The organism is Streptomyces sp. NPDC048636 (genome assembly GCF_040650655.1).
In the GTDB taxonomy this organism is placed as follows: Bacteria; Actinomycetota; Actinomycetes; order Streptomycetales; family Streptomycetaceae; genus Streptomyces.
Genome location: NZ_JBEZHR010000002.1, coordinates 566,391 through 584,536, shown reverse-complemented (window position 1 = coordinate 584,536; position 18,146 = coordinate 566,391). Strand labels below are relative to the sequence as shown.

At 71.8% G+C, this 18,146-nt stretch carries 18 protein-coding genes; 9 read left to right on the top strand and 9 right to left on the bottom strand.

Annotation, left to right across the window (positions count from 1 at the left end):
* Positions 1-36: 36 nt before the first annotated feature.
* Positions 37-837 carry a site-2 protease family protein gene (locus AB0C66_RS08480; RefSeq protein ID WP_362434542.1) on the top strand — a complete coding sequence of 267 codons (801 nt, stop codon included), beginning with the start codon at positions 37-39 and terminating at the stop codon, positions 835-837.
* Between the two features lie 4 nt (positions 838-841).
* Here the strand turns inward: AB0C66_RS08480 and AB0C66_RS08475 are convergent, their stop codons facing one another.
* From AB0C66_RS08475 to AB0C66_RS08450, 6 genes are all read right to left on the bottom strand, one after another.
* Entirely contained in the window at positions 842-1,087 is a 246-nt protein-coding gene (locus tag AB0C66_RS08475) for a hypothetical protein (protein ID WP_362434540.1), read from the bottom strand.
* A gap of 49 nt (positions 1,088-1,136) precedes the next feature.
* Positions 1,137-1,874 (bottom strand): NADPH-dependent F420 reductase, encoded by a 738-nt coding sequence (npdG, locus tag AB0C66_RS08470; protein ID WP_362434538.1) that lies wholly within the window; start codon positions 1,872-1,874, stop codon positions 1,137-1,139.
* 24 nt (positions 1,875-1,898) lie between these two features.
* A complete protein-coding gene (locus AB0C66_RS08465; RefSeq protein ID WP_362435602.1) occupies positions 1,899-2,729 on the bottom strand; it encodes a carbohydrate ABC transporter permease in 831 nt (276 codons plus the stop codon).
* A 116-nt stretch (positions 2,730-2,845) separates the two neighbouring features.
* On the bottom strand, positions 2,846-3,766 hold the full coding sequence (locus AB0C66_RS08460; protein ID WP_362434536.1) for a sugar ABC transporter permease: 921 nt from the start codon (positions 3,764-3,766) through the stop codon (positions 2,846-2,848).
* On the bottom strand, positions 3,763-5,100 hold the full coding sequence (locus AB0C66_RS08455) for an extracellular solute-binding protein (RefSeq protein WP_362434534.1): 1,338 nt from the start codon (positions 5,098-5,100) through the stop codon (positions 3,763-3,765). The genes AB0C66_RS08460 and AB0C66_RS08455 overlap by 4 nt, the downstream gene beginning before the upstream one ends.
* Entirely contained in the window at positions 5,097-6,221 is a 1,125-nt protein-coding gene (locus AB0C66_RS08450) for a sialidase family protein (RefSeq protein ID WP_362434531.1), read from the bottom strand. Before AB0C66_RS08450 ends, AB0C66_RS08455 begins: the two co-directional genes overlap by 4 nt.
* Positions 6,222-6,486: 265 nt before the next feature.
* Here AB0C66_RS08450 and AB0C66_RS08445 point away from each other — a divergent pair, with 265 nt between their 5' ends.
* A complete protein-coding gene (locus tag AB0C66_RS08445) occupies positions 6,487-7,107 on the top strand; it encodes a hypothetical protein (protein WP_362434529.1) in 621 nt (206 codons plus the stop codon).
* Positions 7,108-7,197: 90 nt separating this feature from the next.
* Complete coding sequence (locus tag AB0C66_RS08440; protein WP_362434525.1) at positions 7,198-8,487, top strand: MFS transporter; 1,290 nt, start codon at positions 7,198-7,200, stop codon at positions 8,485-8,487.
* 57 nt (positions 8,488-8,544) lie between these two features.
* On the opposite strand, the gene AB0C66_RS08435 is transcribed toward AB0C66_RS08440, so the two are convergent.
* On the bottom strand, positions 8,545-8,763 hold the full coding sequence (locus tag AB0C66_RS08435; RefSeq protein ID WP_362434522.1) for a hypothetical protein: 219 nt from the start codon (positions 8,761-8,763) through the stop codon (positions 8,545-8,547).
* A gap of 91 nt (positions 8,764-8,854) precedes the next feature.
* Here AB0C66_RS08435 and map point away from each other — a divergent pair, with 91 nt between their 5' ends.
* Together map and AB0C66_RS08425 are read left to right on the top strand one after the other, a co-directional pair.
* Positions 8,855-9,712, top strand: coding sequence for a type I methionyl aminopeptidase (gene map / locus AB0C66_RS08430; RefSeq protein ID WP_362434520.1), 858 nt, complete (start codon positions 8,855-8,857; stop codon positions 9,710-9,712).
* 147 nt (positions 9,713-9,859) lie between these two features.
* Positions 9,860-10,528, top strand: coding sequence for a biliverdin-producing heme oxygenase (locus tag AB0C66_RS08425; protein ID WP_362434517.1), 669 nt, complete (start codon positions 9,860-9,862; stop codon positions 10,526-10,528).
* A gap of 121 nt (positions 10,529-10,649) precedes the next feature.
* Here the strand turns inward: AB0C66_RS08425 and AB0C66_RS08420 are convergent, their stop codons facing one another.
* The gene (locus AB0C66_RS08420; RefSeq protein WP_362434515.1) at positions 10,650-12,209 is read right to left on the bottom strand and encodes an HtaA domain-containing protein; all 1,560 of its coding nucleotides are present in this window, start codon (positions 12,207-12,209) and stop codon (positions 10,650-10,652) included.
* Entirely contained in the window at positions 12,206-13,675 is a 1,470-nt protein-coding gene (locus tag AB0C66_RS08415) for an HtaA domain-containing protein (RefSeq protein ID WP_362434512.1), read from the bottom strand. Before AB0C66_RS08415 ends, AB0C66_RS08420 begins: the two co-directional genes overlap by 4 nt.
* A 156-nt stretch (positions 13,676-13,831) precedes the next feature.
* Between AB0C66_RS08415 and AB0C66_RS08410 the strand changes: the two genes are divergently transcribed.
* The 4 genes from AB0C66_RS08410 to efeO all read left to right on the top strand — a co-directional run bounded on the left by AB0C66_RS08410 (position 13,832) and on the right by efeO (position 18,076).
* Positions 13,832-14,821: an ABC transporter substrate-binding protein gene (locus AB0C66_RS08410; RefSeq protein WP_362435600.1), complete on the top strand. Its 990-nt coding sequence runs from the start codon at positions 13,832-13,834 to the stop codon at positions 14,819-14,821.
* Positions 14,818-15,960 (top strand): iron ABC transporter permease, encoded by a 1,143-nt coding sequence (locus tag AB0C66_RS08405; protein ID WP_362434510.1) that lies wholly within the window; start codon positions 14,818-14,820, stop codon positions 15,958-15,960. The genes AB0C66_RS08410 and AB0C66_RS08405 overlap by 4 nt, the downstream gene beginning before the upstream one ends.
* Positions 15,957-16,811 (top strand): heme ABC transporter ATP-binding protein, encoded by an 855-nt coding sequence (locus tag AB0C66_RS08400; protein ID WP_362434508.1) that lies wholly within the window; start codon positions 15,957-15,959, stop codon positions 16,809-16,811. Before AB0C66_RS08405 ends, AB0C66_RS08400 begins: the two co-directional genes overlap by 4 nt.
* A gap of 125 nt (positions 16,812-16,936) precedes the next feature.
* On the top strand, positions 16,937-18,076 hold the full coding sequence (gene efeO / locus AB0C66_RS08395; RefSeq protein ID WP_362434506.1) for an iron uptake system protein EfeO: 1,140 nt from the start codon (positions 16,937-16,939) through the stop codon (positions 18,074-18,076).
* Positions 18,077-18,146: the final 70 nt, after the last annotated feature.

Below are 18,146 nucleotides of genomic sequence, written 5' to 3'. Positions count from 1 at the left end.
CGGTAACCGCACCCCCCACTACGGAGACCCCCCTCGATGACCACCGCAGTAAGCCGCCGCGAGCGGCGGATCAGCCCCGTTTTCCTCGGTCTGGTCGCGATCATGGGCGTATCCGGGTGGGCGGTGTGGACGGACTTCTCCGCGAGCCCCGGGTTCGCCGTGTTCCTGTTCGTCGTCTCCGGCTGGATCGTCTCGCTGTGTCTGCACGAGTACGCGCACGCCCGTACCGCGCTGCACGGCGGTGATCTGTCGATCGGGGCGAAGGGCTATCTGACCCTGAACCCGCTGAAGTACACCCATGTCGCGCTGAGCATCGTGCTGCCCGTGGTCTTCGTGATCATGGGTGGGATCGGGCTGCCGGGCGGGGCGGTGTTCATCGAGCGGCACCGGATCCGGGGGCGGTGGAAGCACAGTCTGATATCGGCGGCCGGGCCGCTCACCAATGTGCTGTTCGCCGCCGCGCTGACCGCGCCGTTCTGGCTGGACGCGGTGGACCGGGTGCCGGTGGTGTTCCGTTTCGCGCTGGCGTTCCTGGCGCTGCTCCAGGTCACCGCCGCGATCCTGAACTCGCTGCCGGTGCCGGGGCTGGACGGCTACGGGATGATCGAGCCGTGGCTGTCGCACCGGGTGCGGCGGCAGGTCGAGCCGTACGCGCCGTTCGGGCTGCTCGCGGTCTTCGGGGTGCTGTGGATCCCGGAGGTCAACGAGGCGTTCTTCCACGCCGTGGACGCGATCATGGGGGCGATGGGGGTGACCGAGTGGGACACCTATTGGGGCCAGGAGTTCTTCCGGTTCTGGCAGGGCGAGCCACAGCTGCCCGGGATCAGCGGCTCCTGACCGGTCAGCCGGTGACCTCGCGGGCGGCGGCCCGGTCCATACGCGCCTTGCGTACGTAGTACCAGGTCATATTGGACGAGACGCCCGCGAGCAGGATCCAGACCACCCCGAGGAGACTGCCCCGGGCGAAGGACACCACGGCCGCGGCGAGGGCGAGGACGCAGACGGCGAGGGCGTAGATCGCGAGGCGGGGCATGGGGCGCGGCTCCTGTCGGGGGGTGTTCTCGGCTTCCCGGACATTGTCCCCCATGCCCCGTCCATGCCCCGTCGGGGAGGCGCGGTGGCGGCGGACCGCCCCGTCAGACGTCCGTGACGCGCAGCCCCGCATGGGCCTTGTAGCGGCGGTTGACCGAGATCAGATTGGCCACCAGCGACTCGACCTGGTGGGCGTTGCGCAGCCGCCCGGCGAAGACGCCCCGCATCCCGGGGATCCGGCCCGCCAGGGCCTGGACCACATCGGTGTCGGCGCGGGACTCGCCCAGCACCATCACATCGGTGTCGATCCGCTCGATCTCCGGGTCCTGGAGCAGAACGGCCGACAGATGGTGGAAGGCGGCGGTGACCCGGGAGTCCGGCAGCAGGGCCGCGGCCTGCTCGGCCGCGCTGCCCTCCTCCGGGGTCAGGGCGAACGCGCCCTTCTTGTCGAAGCCCAGCGGGTTGACGCAGTCGACGACCAGCTTGCCGCGGAGCTCCTCGCGCAGCGACTCCAGCGTCTTGGCGTGGCCGTCCCACGGCACGGCGACGATCACGATGTCGCTGCGCCGGGCGCATTCGGCGTTGTCGGCGCCCTCGATGCCCAGTGCGGCGCCGCCCAGCTCCTCGGCGGCGGTCGCCGCGCGCTCGGCGGCGCGCGAGCCGATGATCACCTTCTGGCCCGCCCTGGCCAGCCGGTAGGCGAGGCCGCGGCCCTGGTCACCGGTGCCGCCGAGGACACCGACGACCAGGCCGGACACATCGGGGAGATCCCACGGGTCCTTGGCGGGAGCCTTCTTCGCGGGGGCGGTGGTCTCGGGAGTCGCACCATCGGAAGTAGTCATGACAGCGATACTGTCACGCCCGTCTCACGCCTTCACGCTCCCCTCCGTCAGCCCGGTGCGCCAGTACCGCTGGAGTACGCCCATCAGCACCATCAGCGGCAGAACGGACAGCAGCGCACCACCCACCGTGTACTGGTAGAGCTCCGGCTGCCGGTCGGCGTAGCCCTGCCAGGAGGTCAGCCCCAGCTGGATCGGATAGAGATCGGAGTCCGAGAGCATCACCAGCGGCAGGAAGAAGTTGTTCCAGATATGCACGAACTGGAAGAGGAACACGGTCACCAGAGCGGGGGTCATCAGCCGCAGCCCCAGCGTGGAGAAGATCCGGGCCTCCCCCGCGCCGTCGATCCGGGCCGCCTCCAGCAGTGAGTCGGGGACGGCGGCCGCCGCGTAGATCCGGCAGAGATAGACGCCGAAGGGGCTGACGACGCTCGGGATGAGCACCGCGGCATAGGTGTTGGCCAGACCCACCTCGCTGAAGAGCAGATACAGCGGCAGGGCCAGGGCGGTGCCGGGGATCAGCACTCCGGCGAGCACCACGTTGAAGATCCCCTCCCGGCCGGGGAAGCGGAACTTGGCCAGGGCGTAGCCCGCGGCGGCCGACAGCAGGGTGGCGATGAGCGCGCCGACACCCGCGTACATCAGGCTGTTGAGGAACCAGCGGACGTAGATGCCGTCGTCGTAGCTGAGCACCTGGTGGAGGTAGTCCAGCGGCCGGGGGTCGTGGAACCAGAAGCCGAAGGTGCCGAAGAGATCGCTGCTGGACTTGGTGGCGGAGACCGCCAGCCAGTAGACGGGGGTGAGGAAGTACAGGGCGGCGACGGTGAGCAGCGAGACGGTGATGACGCGGTGCCGCAGCGGTGGCCGCCGCCCGCCGCCGCGTCGGCCCCGGCGGCGCTCGCGGCCCTTGCCGCGCGGGCCGGGCTCCGCCCCCGGGGTGCCGTCGGCCGGGAGTTCCTCGGTGAGCTCGGTGGTCACCTGCTCTCGCCGTCCTTCCCGCGCTGTCCCACCAGCCGGAGGAAGCCGAAGGACAGCACACACGCCACCAGTGCGAGCAGTACCGCCTCCGCCGCCGCGATGTGCTGGTTGTTGCTGGTGAACGCCTCGTTGTAGGCGGCCAGATTGGGGGTGTAGCCGGAGTCGATGGAGTTGCTGAGCGGTTTGAGCACCTTGGGCTCGGCGAAGAGCTGGAGGGTGCCGATGAGGCTGAAGACGGTGGTGAGCACCAGCGCGGGCCGGATCAGCGGCAGTTTGATATGCCGGGCCACCTGCCAGGCGCTGGCCCCGTCGATCCGGGCGGCCTCGTACAGCTCACCGGGGACGGCCTTGAGCTGGGCGATCAGCACCAGCATGTTGTAGCCGGTGAACTGCCAGGTGACGATGTTGGCGATGGACCACAGCACGGTGGAGCGGCCCAGGAAGTCCACCTCCCAGCCCGCCGTATGAGCCATCTCCACCAGCGGGCTGATACCGGGTACGTAGAGGAAGCCCCACAGGATGGACGCGATCACCCCGGGGACGCCGTACGGCAGGAAGAAAGCGGTCCGGAAGAAGCCGACCCAGCGCGCGGACGCCGCCTCCAGCAGCAGGGCGAGCGCGGTGGCGAAGGCGATCATCAGGGGGATCTGTACCGCGCCGAAGAGCAGCACCCGGCCGAATCCGGCGGTGAAGCGGTCGTCCTCCAGCGCGTGGGCGTAGTTGGAGAAGCCCGCCCACACCTCCGTGGTCTCGCCGCCCAGGCCGAGCGCGCCGGTGCGCTCGACCTTCAGCATGCTCTCGTAGAGGGCGTAGCCGATGGGCGCCACGAAGCAGAGCAGGAACAGCGCGAGGAACGGCAGCAGGAATCCGGCCGCCGCCCGCGCACCGCGGATCTCCGTCCGGGTGGGCCGCCTCACCCGGCCTCCACCGTGAGTCCCTTTTCCTTCAGATCGCGCACCGTCTCGCCCTGCACCTTCTTCAGGGCGGCACGGAAACTGTCACCGCTGCCGATGGCGGCGGTGAAGGCGTCGCCGAGCCGCTGGTAGAGGGTGTCGGTGGCCGGGCCCCAGCGCCAGCTGGTGTCCACGCCCTCGCTGGCCTTCTCGAACACCCGGCTGTAGGTCTGGCCGCCGAAGAAGTCCTTGTGCACATCGAGGTCGGAGGTGGCGTAGCCCTTCTTGGCGCCGGGGGTGCCGTATCCGTTCTCGATCAGCAGCTTGATGGACCGGGGGTCGGTATTGAGCCAGACCGCGAACTCCAGCGCGTCCTTGGGGTACTTGGTCTTGGCGAAGACGGCGGTGGTGGAGCCGCCCCAGTTGGCGTAGGCGTTGTCGCCCTTCTTCCACTGCGGCATGGGCACCACCCGCCATGTGCCGGATGTCTTGGGCGCGTTGCCGACGAGCAGCGCGTCACCCCAGCTGGCGCCGAGCCAGGAGGCCATCGCCCCGGTCTGGACATCCTTGTACCAGGCGTTCTGACGGTCCGGAATGGTCTTGATCAGCTTCCGGCGGACCAGATCGTGCCAGTAGTCGGCGACCTTCAGGGTGGGCTCGTCGTCGAGGGAGACGACCCAGGTGTCGCCCTCGGTGCGGAACCAGCGGGCCCCGGCCTGCCAGGCGAGTCCGGCGAAGCGGTTGCCGTTGGTGGCCGAGAAGGTCTCGATCCAGGCGCCCTTCTTACGGATCGCCTCGGCGGCGTCGGCGTAGTCGTCCCAGGTGGTGGGCGGTTCGACGGCCCACTTCTCAAAGAGGTCATGACGGATGAACAGGCCCATCGGACCGGACGCCTGCGGCACGGCGTAGACGGCCTTGCCGAAGACGGACTGCTGCCACTGCCAGCCGATGAACTTGTCCTTGTGCGCGCCGATCCCGTACTTCGTGAGGTCCAGCAGGCCGTTGTCGACGAGGAAGCTGGGGACCACCGGGTACTCGATCTGGCCGAGGTCCGGCGGATTGCCCGCCTTGATGGCGGCGTGCATCTTCGCGTACTGGGCGCCGTCGACCGCCGAGACCTTCTCGACCTCGACCCGCACCTCGGGGTGGTGGCGGTTCCACAGGGCGACGGGCTTGTCGATTCCCGGCACCCAGGACCAGAAGGTGAGCGTGATCTTCTCGCCCTTCTTGCGCTCCGCGGGCTTGTTGTCGTCGTCCGAACCGCAGCCCGCGAGGGCGAACCCGGCGGCCGCGGCGGCCGCACCGCCGAGGACGGCGCGGCGCGGTGTTCCGTACCCGTGTGTGTCTGATGTGCTCATACCAGCTCCTCCATCGGAATGCGCCGGAACGTGATGGTCGAGTAGGCGCTGAAGTCGCCGGTCTCGTAGAGCAGTCCGACCGTGCGCTCATCGAGCCGGACCAGATCCGAATAGGCGGCGGGCAGCCCGTCCACGGTGTGCACCGGACGCCAGGTGACACCGCCGTCCCGGCTGGCGCGCACCGTCATCAGCGCCCGGTACCCGGGGTCGGCCGGACCGGAGTACAGCAGTACGTCCGGGGTGCCCGGATGCAGCACACAGCCCTCGACGACGGGGGTGACCAGACCCGCCTGCGGACGGAACGGGGTGGTCAGCGTGGCGCCGCCGTCGAGCGAGTGGGCGTCGGCGCGGGTGCCGGGGGCGTTCGCGTCGGTGCGGGTGTTGAAGTAGAGGCGGCCGTCGGGGAGTTCGGCGGCGGTCGTCTCGTTGACGTTGACATAGCCGTCGGGGTTGTCGTCCACGTAGCCGATCCGCCAGGTCGCGCCCTCGTCATCGCTGAGCAGCGCGTGTCCGCCGTTGTAGCGGCCCTCGGTGCCGTCGTCGCCGGGGACGGTCGGCGGCAGCGAGTGGTTGGCCGGGACCACGATCCGGCCCGCGTGCGGGCCGTGGCGCAGCTGGAGGGCGTGGCCGGGGGTGGTGGCGTACCAGCGCCACTCGGGCCGTTTGGTCTGCCGGGTGATCTCGCGGGGCGCGCTCCAGGCGGCGCCGTCGTCGTCGCTGTGGACGACCCACACCCGCCGTCTGTCGGCCGCGGACACCTCACCGCGCCGGATCCGGTCCTCGGTGGCGGACGCGGCGCTGTGCACCTGGACCACCACGATCCGGCCGTCGTGCGCGCCGCCGCTGAGGACCACCGGGGCCGGATTGCCCGCCGTACCGGCGCCGTTGCGCGCGACGACCTGTAACGCGCCCCAGGTGCGCCCGCCGTCGGCGGACCGCCTGACCACCAGGTCGATGTCCCCGTGGTCGGCCGAGGAGCCCGCCCGCCCCTCGGCGAAGGCGAGCAGCGTCCCGGCGCGGGTCAGCACCACCGCCGGAATCCGGTAGCTCGCGTATCCCCCGGCCCCCGCCCGGTAGGGGACGGACACCTCGTACGGACGGACTTCCGCACCGCTTGCCATCAGACCCTCCCGATGCCCCGTCGCAATCGAGTGCCGAGCCAGAAAAATGGGACGTAGGACGTCCCTTGTGTGCGGCGACCTTAGGGTTTGCCTCACAGAGCGTCAAGAGACGGCACATGAACTGTGGGAGACGGCACCGCCGGGCGCACCCGGCCCGGGGGATCGCGGGCCTGTCCGGGCCTGAACGGGAGCCGCCGCTCGAAGGGGTGACGCACCGTGCGAACCGCCTCCGCCGCGCCGCGCGGAACGGCAGGATACGGATGCCATGGACGCCGTACGGGTCGCGCTGCTGCGCGAAGTGCTCGCCGGGACCGAGTGGTTGCAGACCACCCGCCGTTTCGCCGGATCGCTGCGGGCCTCGGTGGGACCGCGCGAGGGCGGGTTGCTGCTGGTCGGCAGCGAGGAGTACGAGCCCTGGCACCTGGCCGCGCACCTCGACGACGAGGCCGCCTGGTCCGGACTGCCCGAGCTGTCCCCCACCCTGGTGCGCCACCGGGTGCCGGACGGCCCGGTCCCGGCGCATCTGTCCGTGGGTCTCGGCCGGTTGGAGGGCGCCGGGCGCGGTGAGACGCTGCTCGTCGTCGCGCCGGGCGACCCCGGGGCCGGGCTGCTGGAGCGGGTGCACGACGCGCGCCGGGGCGGCGCGACCGTGCTCGCCCTCGACGGCGGCGACACCGAGCTGCACACCCTGGCCCATGACGCGCTGGCCGTGCCCGAGGGGGCCGGGCTCGAGGGCGCCGGGCTCGATCTCGACACCGTGCAGCACCTGGTGAGCGCGGCCGCCGGGGAGAACAGCCTCCCGGCCCGGCCCGGCCGCCACCGCTTCCGCGACCGGCTGGCCCGGCTGGCGGAACAGCTGACGGCGCCACCGCCGCCCCGCTGGTGACCCCGGGGCCGCCCGGCCTGTGTCCCGGGCCTTTGTCCCGGCCTTTAATGAGTTGCCCCGGCGGTGGGGCCCGGCGGACGATGAGCCCTTGTGACCCCCACAGACGACCGAGCGCGCAAGCGCGCCCTCCTCCCCGACCTCGCGCCCTGGCGCTCCTCCCGCGACTTCCGCCTGATGTGGACCGCCGGGCTGGTGACCGGCTTCGGCAGCTTCCTGACCCTGGTGGCGCTGCCGCTCCAGATCAAGGAGCTGACCGACTCGGCCTTCGCGGTCGGCGCCGTCGGAGCGGTCGAGCTGGTGCCGCTCATCGTCTTCGGGCTCTACGGCGGTGCGCTCGCGGACGCCCTGGACCGCCGGAAGCTGATCCTGCTCACCGAGGCCGGGCTCGGGCTGCTGGCCGCCGTCCTGCTGGTCAACAGCCTGCTGCCGGACCCCATGGTCTGGCCGCTGTATGTGGTCGCCGCGCTGACCAGCGCGCTCGTCGGCATCCAGCGCCCGGCCCTCGACGCGGTCACCGCCCGGATCGTGCCGCACGACCAGCTCACGGCCGCCGCCGCGCTCAACGCGATCCGCTGGCAGCTGTCGGCCATCGCGGGCCCCTCGCTCGCCGGTGTGGTCGTGGCGTACGCCGGGCTGCCGTTCGCCTACGGCCTCGATCTGCTCACCTTCGCCGTCTCCGTGGTGCTCGCCTTCGGGCTGTCCCCGGCGCCGCCCGCCCATGACGCCGAGCCGCCGTCGCTGCGCGCGATCGGCGAGGGCGCGCGTTACGCGTGGCGGCGCAAGGAGCTGCTGGGTACGTACGCGGTGGACATGGTCGCGATGTTCTTCGCCTTCCCGAACGCGATCTTCCCCTTCCTCGCCGAGGATCTGGACGCGCCCTGGGCGCTGGGCATGATGTACGCGGCGGGGTCGGTCGGCTCGATGGTGGTGACCCTGACGAGCGGCTGGACGTCCCGGATCCACCGGCACGGCCGGATGGTGGCGCTGGGCGCCGCGGGGTGGGGTCTCTCGATGGCCGCGGCCGGCTGGCTGGACAACGTCTGGCTGGTGCTGGTGTGTCTGGCGGCGGCGGGCGCCGGTGACATGGTCAGCGGACTGTTCCGCGCCACGATGTGGAATCAGACCATCCCGCACCGGCTCCGGGGCCGACTGGCCGGTATCGAGCTGCTGTCCTATACGACCGGACCGCAGCTCGGCCAGGTCCGGGCGGGTACGGTCGCCGGGCTCACCGGGGTGCGGGCGGCGGTGTGGTCGGGCGGTGTGGCGTGTGTGGTCTCCGTGGGGCTGTTGGCGCTGACCCTGCCCCGGCTGATGTCGTACGACGCCCGCACCGACGAGCACGCGCGCGAGGTCCGCGAGGCCGCCCCCGCGCCGGCCTGATCCGGACGCGTGCGCGGGGGCGGGCCGGGGGTCGGTCCCCCGCGGTCCTTCGGGAGGTCAGTCCCCCCGCGGTCCGTTCTGCCAGCGGGGGTCGTTCTGCCACTCCTCGTTCCGCTCACGCGCGGTCTCCATCGCGTGCGCGGCCTCCTCCCGGGAGGCGTACGGCCCCATGCGGTCGGCGGCGCGGCACTCCGGGCCCTCCTCGACCGTGCCGTGGTTGAGGCAGTAGTACCACTCGCCCGGTTTGCCCCCGGCCTTCTTCTTGAACAGCGCCATTCCGCTCTCCGTCCTCCGCGGGCGCCGTCGCACCCCGCGGTATCGCCCTTGCGGCCATGCTGCCCGATGCGCCGCCGATACACTCGCTGATATGTCTGGCCAGTCGCTTCTTGTCCCGGGGACGCTCTCCCCCACCCGTACCGTCCCCGCCTCGATCCCGCGTCCGGAGTACGTCGGGAAGGAGGGCCCGACGCCATACACCGGGCCCGAGGTCCAGGACGCCGAGACGATCGAGAAGATGCGGATCGCGGGGCGGATCGCCGCGCGCGCCATGGCGGAGGCCGCCAAGCTGATCGAGCCCGGTGTCACCACGGATGAGCTGGACCGGGTGGCGCACGAGTACATGTGCGACCACGGCGCCTATCCCTCGACCCTGGGCTACCGCGGCTACCCCAAGTCGCTGTGCTCCTCGCTCAACGAGGTCATCTGTCACGGCATCCCGGACAGCACCGTGCTGCGCGACGGCGACATCGTGAACCTCGACGTCACCGCCTACATCGGCGGGGTGCACGGCGACAACAACGCCACCTATCTCTGCGGTGACGTGGACGAGGAGTCGCGGCTGCTGGTCGAGCGGACGCGGGAGTCCCTCAACCGCGCGATCAAGGCGGTCCGGCCGGGCCGCCGGATCAACATCATCGGCCGGGTCATCGAGTCGTACGCCAAGCGCTTCGGCTACGGCGTGGTCCGCGACTTCACCGGCCACGGCATCAACACCTCGTTCCACTCGGGCCTGATCGTGCCGCACTACGACAGCCCGCACCACACGACCGAGATCAAGCCCGGGATGACCTTCACCATCGAGCCGATGCTGACGCTGGGCACCCATGAGTACGACATGTGGGACGACGGCTGGACGGTGGTCACCAAGGACCGCAGGCGCACGGCGCAGTTCGAGCACACGCTGGTGGTGACGGAGACGGGCGCGGAGATCCTCACCCTGCCGTGACCCCGGCGCGGCCGGAAGCGGGCAGCGGGCGGCGGAAGCGGTGCGGGACCGAGGTTTACCGACAGCCTGTCGGGAAATCATTGACGTAGGCGAACCGAGCGGCTTAGGTAAGCCTAACCTACTCGCACCGGTACCCGGAGGTCCACCGTGGACGCCGCACCCGCCGCCCCGACCCCGTTCTCGACGCTCATCCGCACCGCCTCCCATGAGGCGCACACCGAGGCCGAGAACTCGACGTTCATGAGCGACCTGCTCGGGGGCCGCCTCGGAGTGGCGGCCTACCGCCGCTACACCGAGCAGCTGTGGTTCGTGTACCAGGCGCTGGAGTCCGCGGCCCAGGCGCTGGCGGCGGATCCGGTGGCGGGGCCGTTCATCCGGCCCGAGCTGATCCGTACCGAGGCGCTGGAGCGCGATCTGCGCCATCTGGGCGGCCCGGACTGGCGGGCCGGGCTCTCCCCGCTGCCCGCCACCCAGGCGTACGCACAGCGGGTGGAGTGGTGCGTCCGCGGCTGGCCCGCGGGCTATGTCGCCCACCACTACACCCGCTATCTCGGCGATCTGTCCGGCGGCCAGATCATCCGGGGCACGGCCGAGAAGAACTGGGGCTTCGCGCGCAAGGGCGACGGAGTGCGGTTCTACGTCTTCGAGGGGATAGGCAATCCGGCCGCCTTCAAGCGGGAGTACCGCGCCCTGCTGGACGCGCTGCCGGTGGACGATCTGGAGAAGCAGCGTGTGGTCGAGGAGTGCAAGCGGGCCTTCGCGCTGAACACGGCGGTCTTCCGGGAGTTGGGCCAGGAGTTCCCGCTCAGCGCGTAGGACGGCCGCGCGAGAGCGCGGGAGAAGTGCCGTGCCCACCGGCGGAGTCCGGTGGGCACGGGAGTGTACGGACCGATGGTCACGGCGGCCCCGGAGCGGTGGGGCCGCCGTGACGGTCGCGTCAGGATCCGGCGGTGGCCGCGGAGTCGGTGCGGCGGCGGGCCGCCGCGAAGACGGCCGCGGCGCCGACCACCACCATCGCGGCGGCCCCTCCGATCAGCGCCTCGGCCGGAACGCCCGCGCCGGTGGAGGCGAGGGAGCCGCCGCCGGTGGTGCCGCCCCCGGTGGTGGCCCCGGCGCCGCCGTCACCACCGGTCGAGCCGGAACCGCCGGTGCCGGAGCCCCCGCCGCCCGTCCCCCCGGGCAGGGTGGCGTCCTCGTCGAGGGAGACGGCCACGCTGACCGGGTCGAGCGCCGCGCCCGCCTCGTAGAAGCCGCCGAACGCCTTGGCGCCGTCGGCGGTGAGGGCGGCCGGGAGGCCGGTGAGCGTGATGACGTCGTCCTTCGCCTCCAGCGAGCCGGAGTCCGTGGTCAGATCGGCCAGCCGGACGTCCTGGCTGCGGGTGACCTTGCCGGTGGCGCGGTCCTTGGCCGACACATCGGCGATCAGCGCGCCCTTGACGCCGTTCACCTCGACACCCAGATCGCTGAACTTCAGGTCCAGGGCGCCCTCATGGCCGGTGAAGCGCACCGCACCGGCGAACTTGACCTCCAGCGAACCCTTGTCGGCGTCGAAGCTGCCCTCGCCGTCGGGGAAGCGGTAGCCGCTCCCGTGCTTGGCGGCACCGCCGCTGAGGGTGATCTTCCCCTTGGCCGTCGGCCCGGTGATGTAGTCGCGGAAGGACTTCTTCACACCCCAGTCGAGGTTTCCGTCGACCACTGTGGGCTTCCCGTCGGAGGGGCCGTCGGTGGTGGGCTCACCGGTCGGCTTCGCGGTGGGTTCCCCTGTGGTCGGCGTGGCCGTCGGGGTGTCGCTCGCGGTCGGCGTGGGGGTGGCGGTGGTCGGAGTGTCCGAGGGGGTGGGCCCGGCCGGGCCGCCCGGGGTCACCGCCAGGGTGGCCGGGTCCAGCTCCTGGCCCTCCGCGTACATGTTGTTGAACGCCTTGGCGCCGTCGGCGGTCAGCTTGGTCGGGATCTTCGCGAACGTCATCCGGCCGCCCTCACCGGTCTCCGGACGCACCTGGGACAGGTCCAGGGTGACCAGCTCGACATCGTCACTCGTGGTGCCGGAGGCGGTCACATCGGCGGTGATGGCGCCGGTGGTGCCCTTCGTCCGTACCTTGAGGTCGGTGAGGCCGAGGTCCAAGGCGCCGTCGTGGCCGGTGAAGTGGACCCGGCCCTTGAAGGTGGTGGCCACGCCGTGGGTGGAGGTGTCATAGCTGCCGGTGCCGTCGGTGAAGGTGAACGGGCCGTTGTCGGGGGCCTGTCGGGCCCCGTCCGACACCTCGATCTTGCCATGGGCTATCGGGCCGGTGACGTACTTACGGAACCCCTCCTTCACACCCCAGTCCAGGGTGCCGTCCTTCAGCTCCAGCGCCGGGGCGGCCGGAGCCTTCCCGGCCGCCTGGGCGGGCAGCACCGCCACGGTGGCGCCGAAGGCGGCCGCCGCGGCGACGGCCGTGGCGAGGGCGAGCGCGGCGCGCGGTGACCGTCTGCCGGAGGTGCTCGGGATGGTGTTCATGGTGCCTCCTGATCGGAATCGGAAGAAGAAGAAACAGAAGAAACGGCCCGCCGCCGGCGCAGCACGGCGAACGCCACCGCCGCGGCGACCAGCACACCGCCGCCCGCCCCGGCGGCCCACGCCACGGTGGAAGAGTGCGAACCGCCGGACGACGACGCCGCCTTGGGCGAGCCGCCGGGCTCCGCGCGGTCCGTACCGGTCGGCTCCGGCGCGGCGGCCGAGGGCTCGCTGCCGAGGTCCGGCAGCGGGGGCAGTGCGGCCTCGCCGTCCACGGCGACCGCGAGTGAGACCGGGTCCATGGCGGTGCCCGCCTTGTAGAGGCCGCCGAACGCGCCGGCGCCGCGCCCGGTGAGCTCCGCCGGGGCCTCCACCACCGTGATCAGGCCGTTTTTCGGGCGGAGCCGGGTGACCTCGAAGGTGGCCAGCGGGACGTCCCGGTCCGTGGCGCGGCGGTTCACCACCTCCGCGGAGAGCGTGCCCCGGCCGTCGGCGATCCGGACGGACACCCCGCTGAGCGTGAGGTCCAGCTTGGTGCCCCGGAACCGCAACCGGCCCTGGAAGTCGGCCCGGAGGGTGCCCTTCCGCTCGTCGTACTCCCCCTTGCCATGCGGGAAGCGGAACAGTGCGCCACCGTCCTGCGCGCCATCCGACAGCCGCCACTCCCCCTTGGCGATCGGCCCGGTGACGTACTCGCGGAAGGTGCGGCGCACCCCCCAGTCGACGGCCGCCTCGCGGAAGGTGCCACGCTTCTCGCGCCCGGCGCCCTCGCCCGCCCCGGACGACCCCGGGCTCTTGCTCGCGCCGGGCGTGGGCTTCGCTCCGGCGACGTCCGCCGACAGGCTCACCGGGTCCAGGGCGGTGCCCGCGGTGTAGTAGCCCGCGAACGCCTTGGCGCCGCGTGCGGTGAGGGTGGCGGGCAGGTGGGTCAGCGTCACCGGGGAGCCGCCGCCGCGCACGTTCACCCCGCGGAGGTCGAGCGAGGCCAGGGGCACCTGGGTGGACCGGGTGACCGTGCCGGTGCCCTTCGCCTTGCTGCTGAGGTCGGCGTAGAGGGTTCCGCTGCCGCCCGCGACGCGCACGGTGGGACGGCTGATGGTGAGGTCCAGTTCATAGGTGCCGTCCGCCTTGCGGTGGCCGGTGAACCGCACCCCGCCCGAGAAGCCCGCCCGGAAGGCCCCGCTGTCCGGGTCGTACGCACCGGTGGCGGAGTGGAAGCGGAATTGGCTGCCGCCGACCGTGGCGGCGCCGTCCCGCAGACTCCAACCGCCCCGCGCGACGGGTCCGGTGACATAGCTCTGGAACGAGGACTTGATGCCCCAGTCCAGCCGCCCGCCCGCGACCGTGCGGTCCGCCGCATGGGCCTCAGGCACCGGCGGTCCACCGGGCAGCACCCCGCTCAGCAGCGCGGCGCAGAGCACCGGTACGGCCCCCACCGCGGATCCGCGGACTGGCTTGAACGACGGCATCACGAGCCCCTCCCATACCTGGCGAAGCTTGGTAAGGCTAACCTAAGCTACATCTCATCAGGTCGGAACAGCGCCGTCGCGCGGAGAGGCTGACTCGTGGATCAACTGCCCCCGGCAGCCCGGCCTTTGCGCCCCGGACCGCGTCCCGCCGGACTCCTGGCCGCCCTGCTGACCTCGCTGACCGTGCTGGCCCTGCTCGCGCTGACCGGCTGCGGAGGGTCGGGCGGGGCCACCGGGAAGACATCCGGCCGCGCCCCGGCCGCCGACCGGGTGGAGCCGCTGCGCACCACCGCGCGGCCCACGCTTCCGGCCACCGTGCGATCCGCCGACGGACACCGGGTGACGGTCCGCGACACCGACCGGATCGTCCCGCTCAGCGGCTCGCTCTCCGAACTCGTCTTCACCCTGGGCCTGGGCCGCCATGTGGTCGCCCGGGACATCACCGCCACCTTCAGCCAGGCGGCGAAGCTGCCGGTGGTCACCCGGGCCCACGATGTCTCGGCGGAGAGTGTGCTCTCCCTCGAGCCCACCGTCGTCCTCGCGGACACCACCACCGGACCGGCCGAGGCCATCGACCAGATCCGGGACGCCGGGATCCCGCTGGTCCTCTTCGACCCACCGAAGCGGATGTCCGATATCCATCGCAGGATCGAGGCGGTGGCCGCGACGCTCGGGGTGCGCGAGGCCGGGGCGAGGCTGACCGAGCGCACCGACCGGCGGATCGAGAAGGTGCGCGCGAACATCCCCGCCACCGGGCGCGAACCCCGGGTCGCCTTCCTCTACGTCCGCGGCTCGGCCTCCGTCCATCTGCTCGGCGGCCGTGACTCGGGGGCGAGTTCGCTGCTGGAGGCGGCCGGGGCGGTGGACGCGGGCAAGGCGTCCGGGCTCACCAAGGACTTCACCCCGATCACCAGTGAGGCCCTCGCCAAGGCCGCGCCGGACGCGATCCTTGTGATGACCAAGGGGCTCGAATCGGTCGGTGGCGTCGACGGGCTGCTGAAGCTGCCGGGGGTCGCCGAGACCCCGGCGGGCATGGACCGCCGGGTGGTCACCGTGGACGACGGGGTGCTGCTCAACTACGGCCCCCGCACCGACCAGGTGCTCGGCTCCCTGGTGAAGCAGTTGCACACGGCGGACCAGCGGTGAGCGCGCCCCCGCGCGACACCGCCCCGGCGCAGAGCGCACCGGACGGACCGGGCCCCAGGGGCTCTACGGGCGCTACGGCCGAGGCGCGGACCCCGGCCGCCGGGCACGGCCGCGGCGGGCGTACCGCCTGGCTCACCGCCGCGCTCGGCGCCGCCGTGGCCGTGTTCGCCCTGCTGTCCGTGTCGATCGGCGCGTACGAGATCCCGCTCGGCGGCATCGTGGACTCCCTGCTGCACCGCGTCGGTCTGGGCGGCGCCGCGCTGGACCGGGTCGGCGAGAGCGTGCTGTGGAATGTGCGGCTGCCGCGGGTGGTGCTCGCGCTGCTGGTCGGGGCGTCGCTGGGGTGCGCGGGAGCGCTGATGCAGGGGGTGTTCGGCAATCCGCTGGCCGAGCCGGGGGTGATCGGCATCTCGATGGGCGCCGCGGTGGGCGCGGCCGGTGCCATCGCGCTGGGGCTGGACGTACTGGGCAACTGGACGGTGACCGCGTTCGCGTTCGCCGCCGGACTGCTGACCGTCCTCCTCGTCTACGCGCTGTCCCGTTCGGACGGCCGGACCGAGGTGGTCACCCTCATCCTCACCGGTATCGCGGTCAACGCCTTCGCGGGGGCGCTGATCGGGCTCGCCGTCTTCTTCGCCGACAACGCCCAGCTCACCCAGATCACCTTCTGGCAGCTCGGCTCGCTCGCCCAGGCCACCTGGCCGAAGGTGCTGGCGGTGCTGCCCTGTGCGCTGGCGGGTCTGGCGATCGCCCCGTGTTACGCCCGCAAGCTGGATCTGCTGGCGCTCGGCGAGCGCCCGGCCCGCCATCTCGGGGTGGATGTCGAACGGTTGCGGATGGCGCTGATCCTGGTGGTGGCGCTGCTGACGGCGGCGGCGGTCGCCGTGGCGGGCGTCATCAGCTTCGTCGGGCTGCTGGTTCCGCATCTGCTGCGGATGGCGGCCGGACCCGGGCACCGCTTCCTGATCCCCGGCAGCGCCCTGGGCGGCGCGCTGGTGCTGGTGGCGGCGGATCTGGCGGCGCGCACCGCGGCCCAGCCCGCCGAACTGCCGCTGGGTGTGCTCACCGCGCTCGTCGGCAGTCCGTTCTTCTTCTGGCTGCTGCGCAGGACCCGGCGCGGACAGGGGGGTTGGGCATGAGGCGGCTGTTCACCGCGCGGAACCGGCGGCTGCCCGGTCCGGTGGCCGCCGGCACCGTCCTGGCCGAGGCGTCCGGGGCGCGGGTGCGGCTCGCGGACCGCACCGTGCTCTCGGAGGTGGACCTGACCGTACGGGCCGGGGAGGTGCTGGCGCTGGTGGGTCCCAACGGGGCGGGGAAATCCACCCTGTTGGCCGCCCTCGCCGCCGATCTGCCGGTGGAGTCCGGGGAAGTACGGATCCAGGGGCGGCCGGCGGCCGAGTGGGCCCCGGCAGAACTGGCCCTGCGCCGCGCCGTGTTGCCCCAGTCCTCGGCCCTCTCGTTCCCGTTCACCGTGGCCGAGGTGGTCCGGATGGGCCGGGCGCCGTGGGCCGGGACCGCGGCGGAGGACGAGGACGACGAGGCCGTGGCGGCGGCGATGGCCGCGACCGAGGTGGGTGAGTTCGCGGCGCGCCCCTTCTCGTCGCTCTCCGGCGGGGAGCGGGCCCGGGTGGCGCTGGCCCGGGTGCTGGCCCAGCGCACCGCGCTGCTGCTGCTCGACGAGCCGACCGCCGCACTCGATCTGCGCCATCAGGAGCTGGTGCTGCGGCTGGGCCGGGAGCGGGCGGCGGCCGGGGACGCGGTGGTGGTGGTCCTGCACGACCTGGGGCTGGCCGCGGCGTACGCGGACCGGGTGGCGGTGCTGCACGAGGGGCGGGTGGCGGCGGAGGGCCCGCCGGAGCGGGTCTTCGACGCCGCGCTGCTCTCCCGGGTCTACCGGCAGCCGGTGGAGGTGCTCCCCCACCCCCGGACCACGGAACTGCTGGTTCTGCCGCTTCGCGACGCACCACATGGCAAAACCTTTACCCGGTGAAGACCAAATCATGAGACTCCATAGGAACGGCGCAGGCAAGCCTCAGTTAAGTTAGGGCAGCCTTATCGGCAATGCGCCGTGATGTCCGTCCGCCCGTTCCACCCCTGAGCCAGCCTGGAGCCCGCATGCGAGCCGCTCGCACCTCTGTTGTCGCCGCGATATCGGCGCTGACGACGATCACCGCCGTCGCCGGCTGCGCCGAGAAGTCCGACGCCAAGGACTCCGACGCCATCCAGGTGACCGCCTCCGACGACAAGTGCGAGGTCTCCAAGACCTCCTTCCCCGCCGGACACGTCAAGCTGGCCGTGGAGAACACGGGATCCAAGGTCACCGAGGTCTATGTGTACGCCCCGGGCGACCGGATCGTCACCGAGCGGGAGAACATCGGCCCGCACACCAAGACCACGATCAACGCCGAGGTCAAGGCCGGTAGCTACGAGATCGCCTGCAAGCCCGGGATGAAGGGCGACGGCATCCGCCAGAAGGTGGCCGCCACCGGCGAGGGGAAGGTCGCCAAGCGCGACCCCAAGCTGGACAAGGCCGTCGCCGCGTACCGCACCTACGCGCAGACCCAGGCCGACGAGACGCTGCCCGCGGTCAAGAAGTTCACCGACGCCGTCAAGAAGGGCGACCTCGAGGCCGCCAAGAAGGCGTACGCCCCCTCCCGTATCGGCTGGGAGCGCACCGAGCCGGTCGCCGAGTCCTTCGGTGATATCGACCCCAAGGTCGATGTGCGCGAGGACGGTCTGGAGAAGGGCCAGAAGTGGACCGGCTGGCACCGTCTGGAGAAGTCGCTCTGGCAGACCAAGAAGATCACGGCAGCCGACAAAGACCTCGCCGACCAGCTGGTGACCGACCTCAAGGACTGGCAGAAGCGGGTCGGCACCGCCGAGATCACCCCCACCGGTATGGCCAACGGCGCCAAGGAGCTGCTGGACGAGGTGCAGACCGGCAAGGTCACCGGCGAGGAGGAGCGCTACAGCCACACCGACCTGGTGGACTTCAAGGCCAATGTCGAGGGCGCCGAGACTTCGTACACCCTGCTGCGGCCGGTGGCCTCCCAGCGGAAGCCCGCCCTGACCACGGAGCTGGACAAGCAGTTCAAGGCGGTCGACAAGCTGCTGGACGGCTACCGCGAGGGGGACGGCTTCGTCTCCTATGACACCGTCTCCAAGGCGGACCGCAAGAAGCTTTCGGACGCGGTGAACGCGCTGGCCGAGCCGCTGTCGAAGCTGGCCGCCGCCGTCGTCGTCGTCAAGAAGTGACCCCCGTCACCGGCCGACGGAATCGCCGACGGAGCCCACGGAACACCCACGCGACAGGAAGAAGCCGGAC

Coding starts and splice junctions, on each gene's coding strand:
- AB0C66_RS08480 (WP_362434542.1), top strand. CDS start 37: ATGACCACCGCAGTAAGCCGCCGCGAGCGGCGGATCAGCCCCGTTTTC.
- AB0C66_RS08475 (WP_362434540.1), bottom strand. CDS start 1,087: ATGGGGGACAATGTCCGGGAAGCCGAGAACACCCCCCGACAGGAGCCG.
- npdG (WP_362434538.1), bottom strand. CDS start 1,874: ATGACTACTTCCGATGGTGCGACTCCCGAGACCACCGCCCCCGCGAAG.
- AB0C66_RS08455 (WP_362434534.1), bottom strand. CDS start 5,100: ATGAGCACATCAGACACACACGGGTACGGAACACCGCGCCGCGCCGTC.
- AB0C66_RS08450 (WP_362434531.1), bottom strand. CDS start 6,221: ATGGCAAGCGGTGCGGAAGTCCGTCCGTACGAGGTGTCCGTCCCCTAC.
- AB0C66_RS08445 (WP_362434529.1), top strand. CDS start 6,487: ATGGACGCCGTACGGGTCGCGCTGCTGCGCGAAGTGCTCGCCGGGACC.
- AB0C66_RS08435 (WP_362434522.1), bottom strand. CDS start 8,763: ATGGCGCTGTTCAAGAAGAAGGCCGGGGGCAAACCGGGCGAGTGGTAC.
- map (WP_362434520.1), top strand. CDS start 8,855: ATGTCTGGCCAGTCGCTTCTTGTCCCGGGGACGCTCTCCCCCACCCGT.
- AB0C66_RS08420 (WP_362434515.1), bottom strand. CDS start 12,209: ATGAACACCATCCCGAGCACCTCCGGCAGACGGTCACCGCGCGCCGCG.
- AB0C66_RS08415 (WP_362434512.1), bottom strand. CDS start 13,675: ATGCCGTCGTTCAAGCCAGTCCGCGGATCCGCGGTGGGGGCCGTACCG.
- AB0C66_RS08400 (WP_362434508.1), top strand. CDS start 15,957: ATGAGGCGGCTGTTCACCGCGCGGAACCGGCGGCTGCCCGGTCCGGTG.
- efeO (WP_362434506.1), top strand. CDS start 16,937: ATGCGAGCCGCTCGCACCTCTGTTGTCGCCGCGATATCGGCGCTGACG.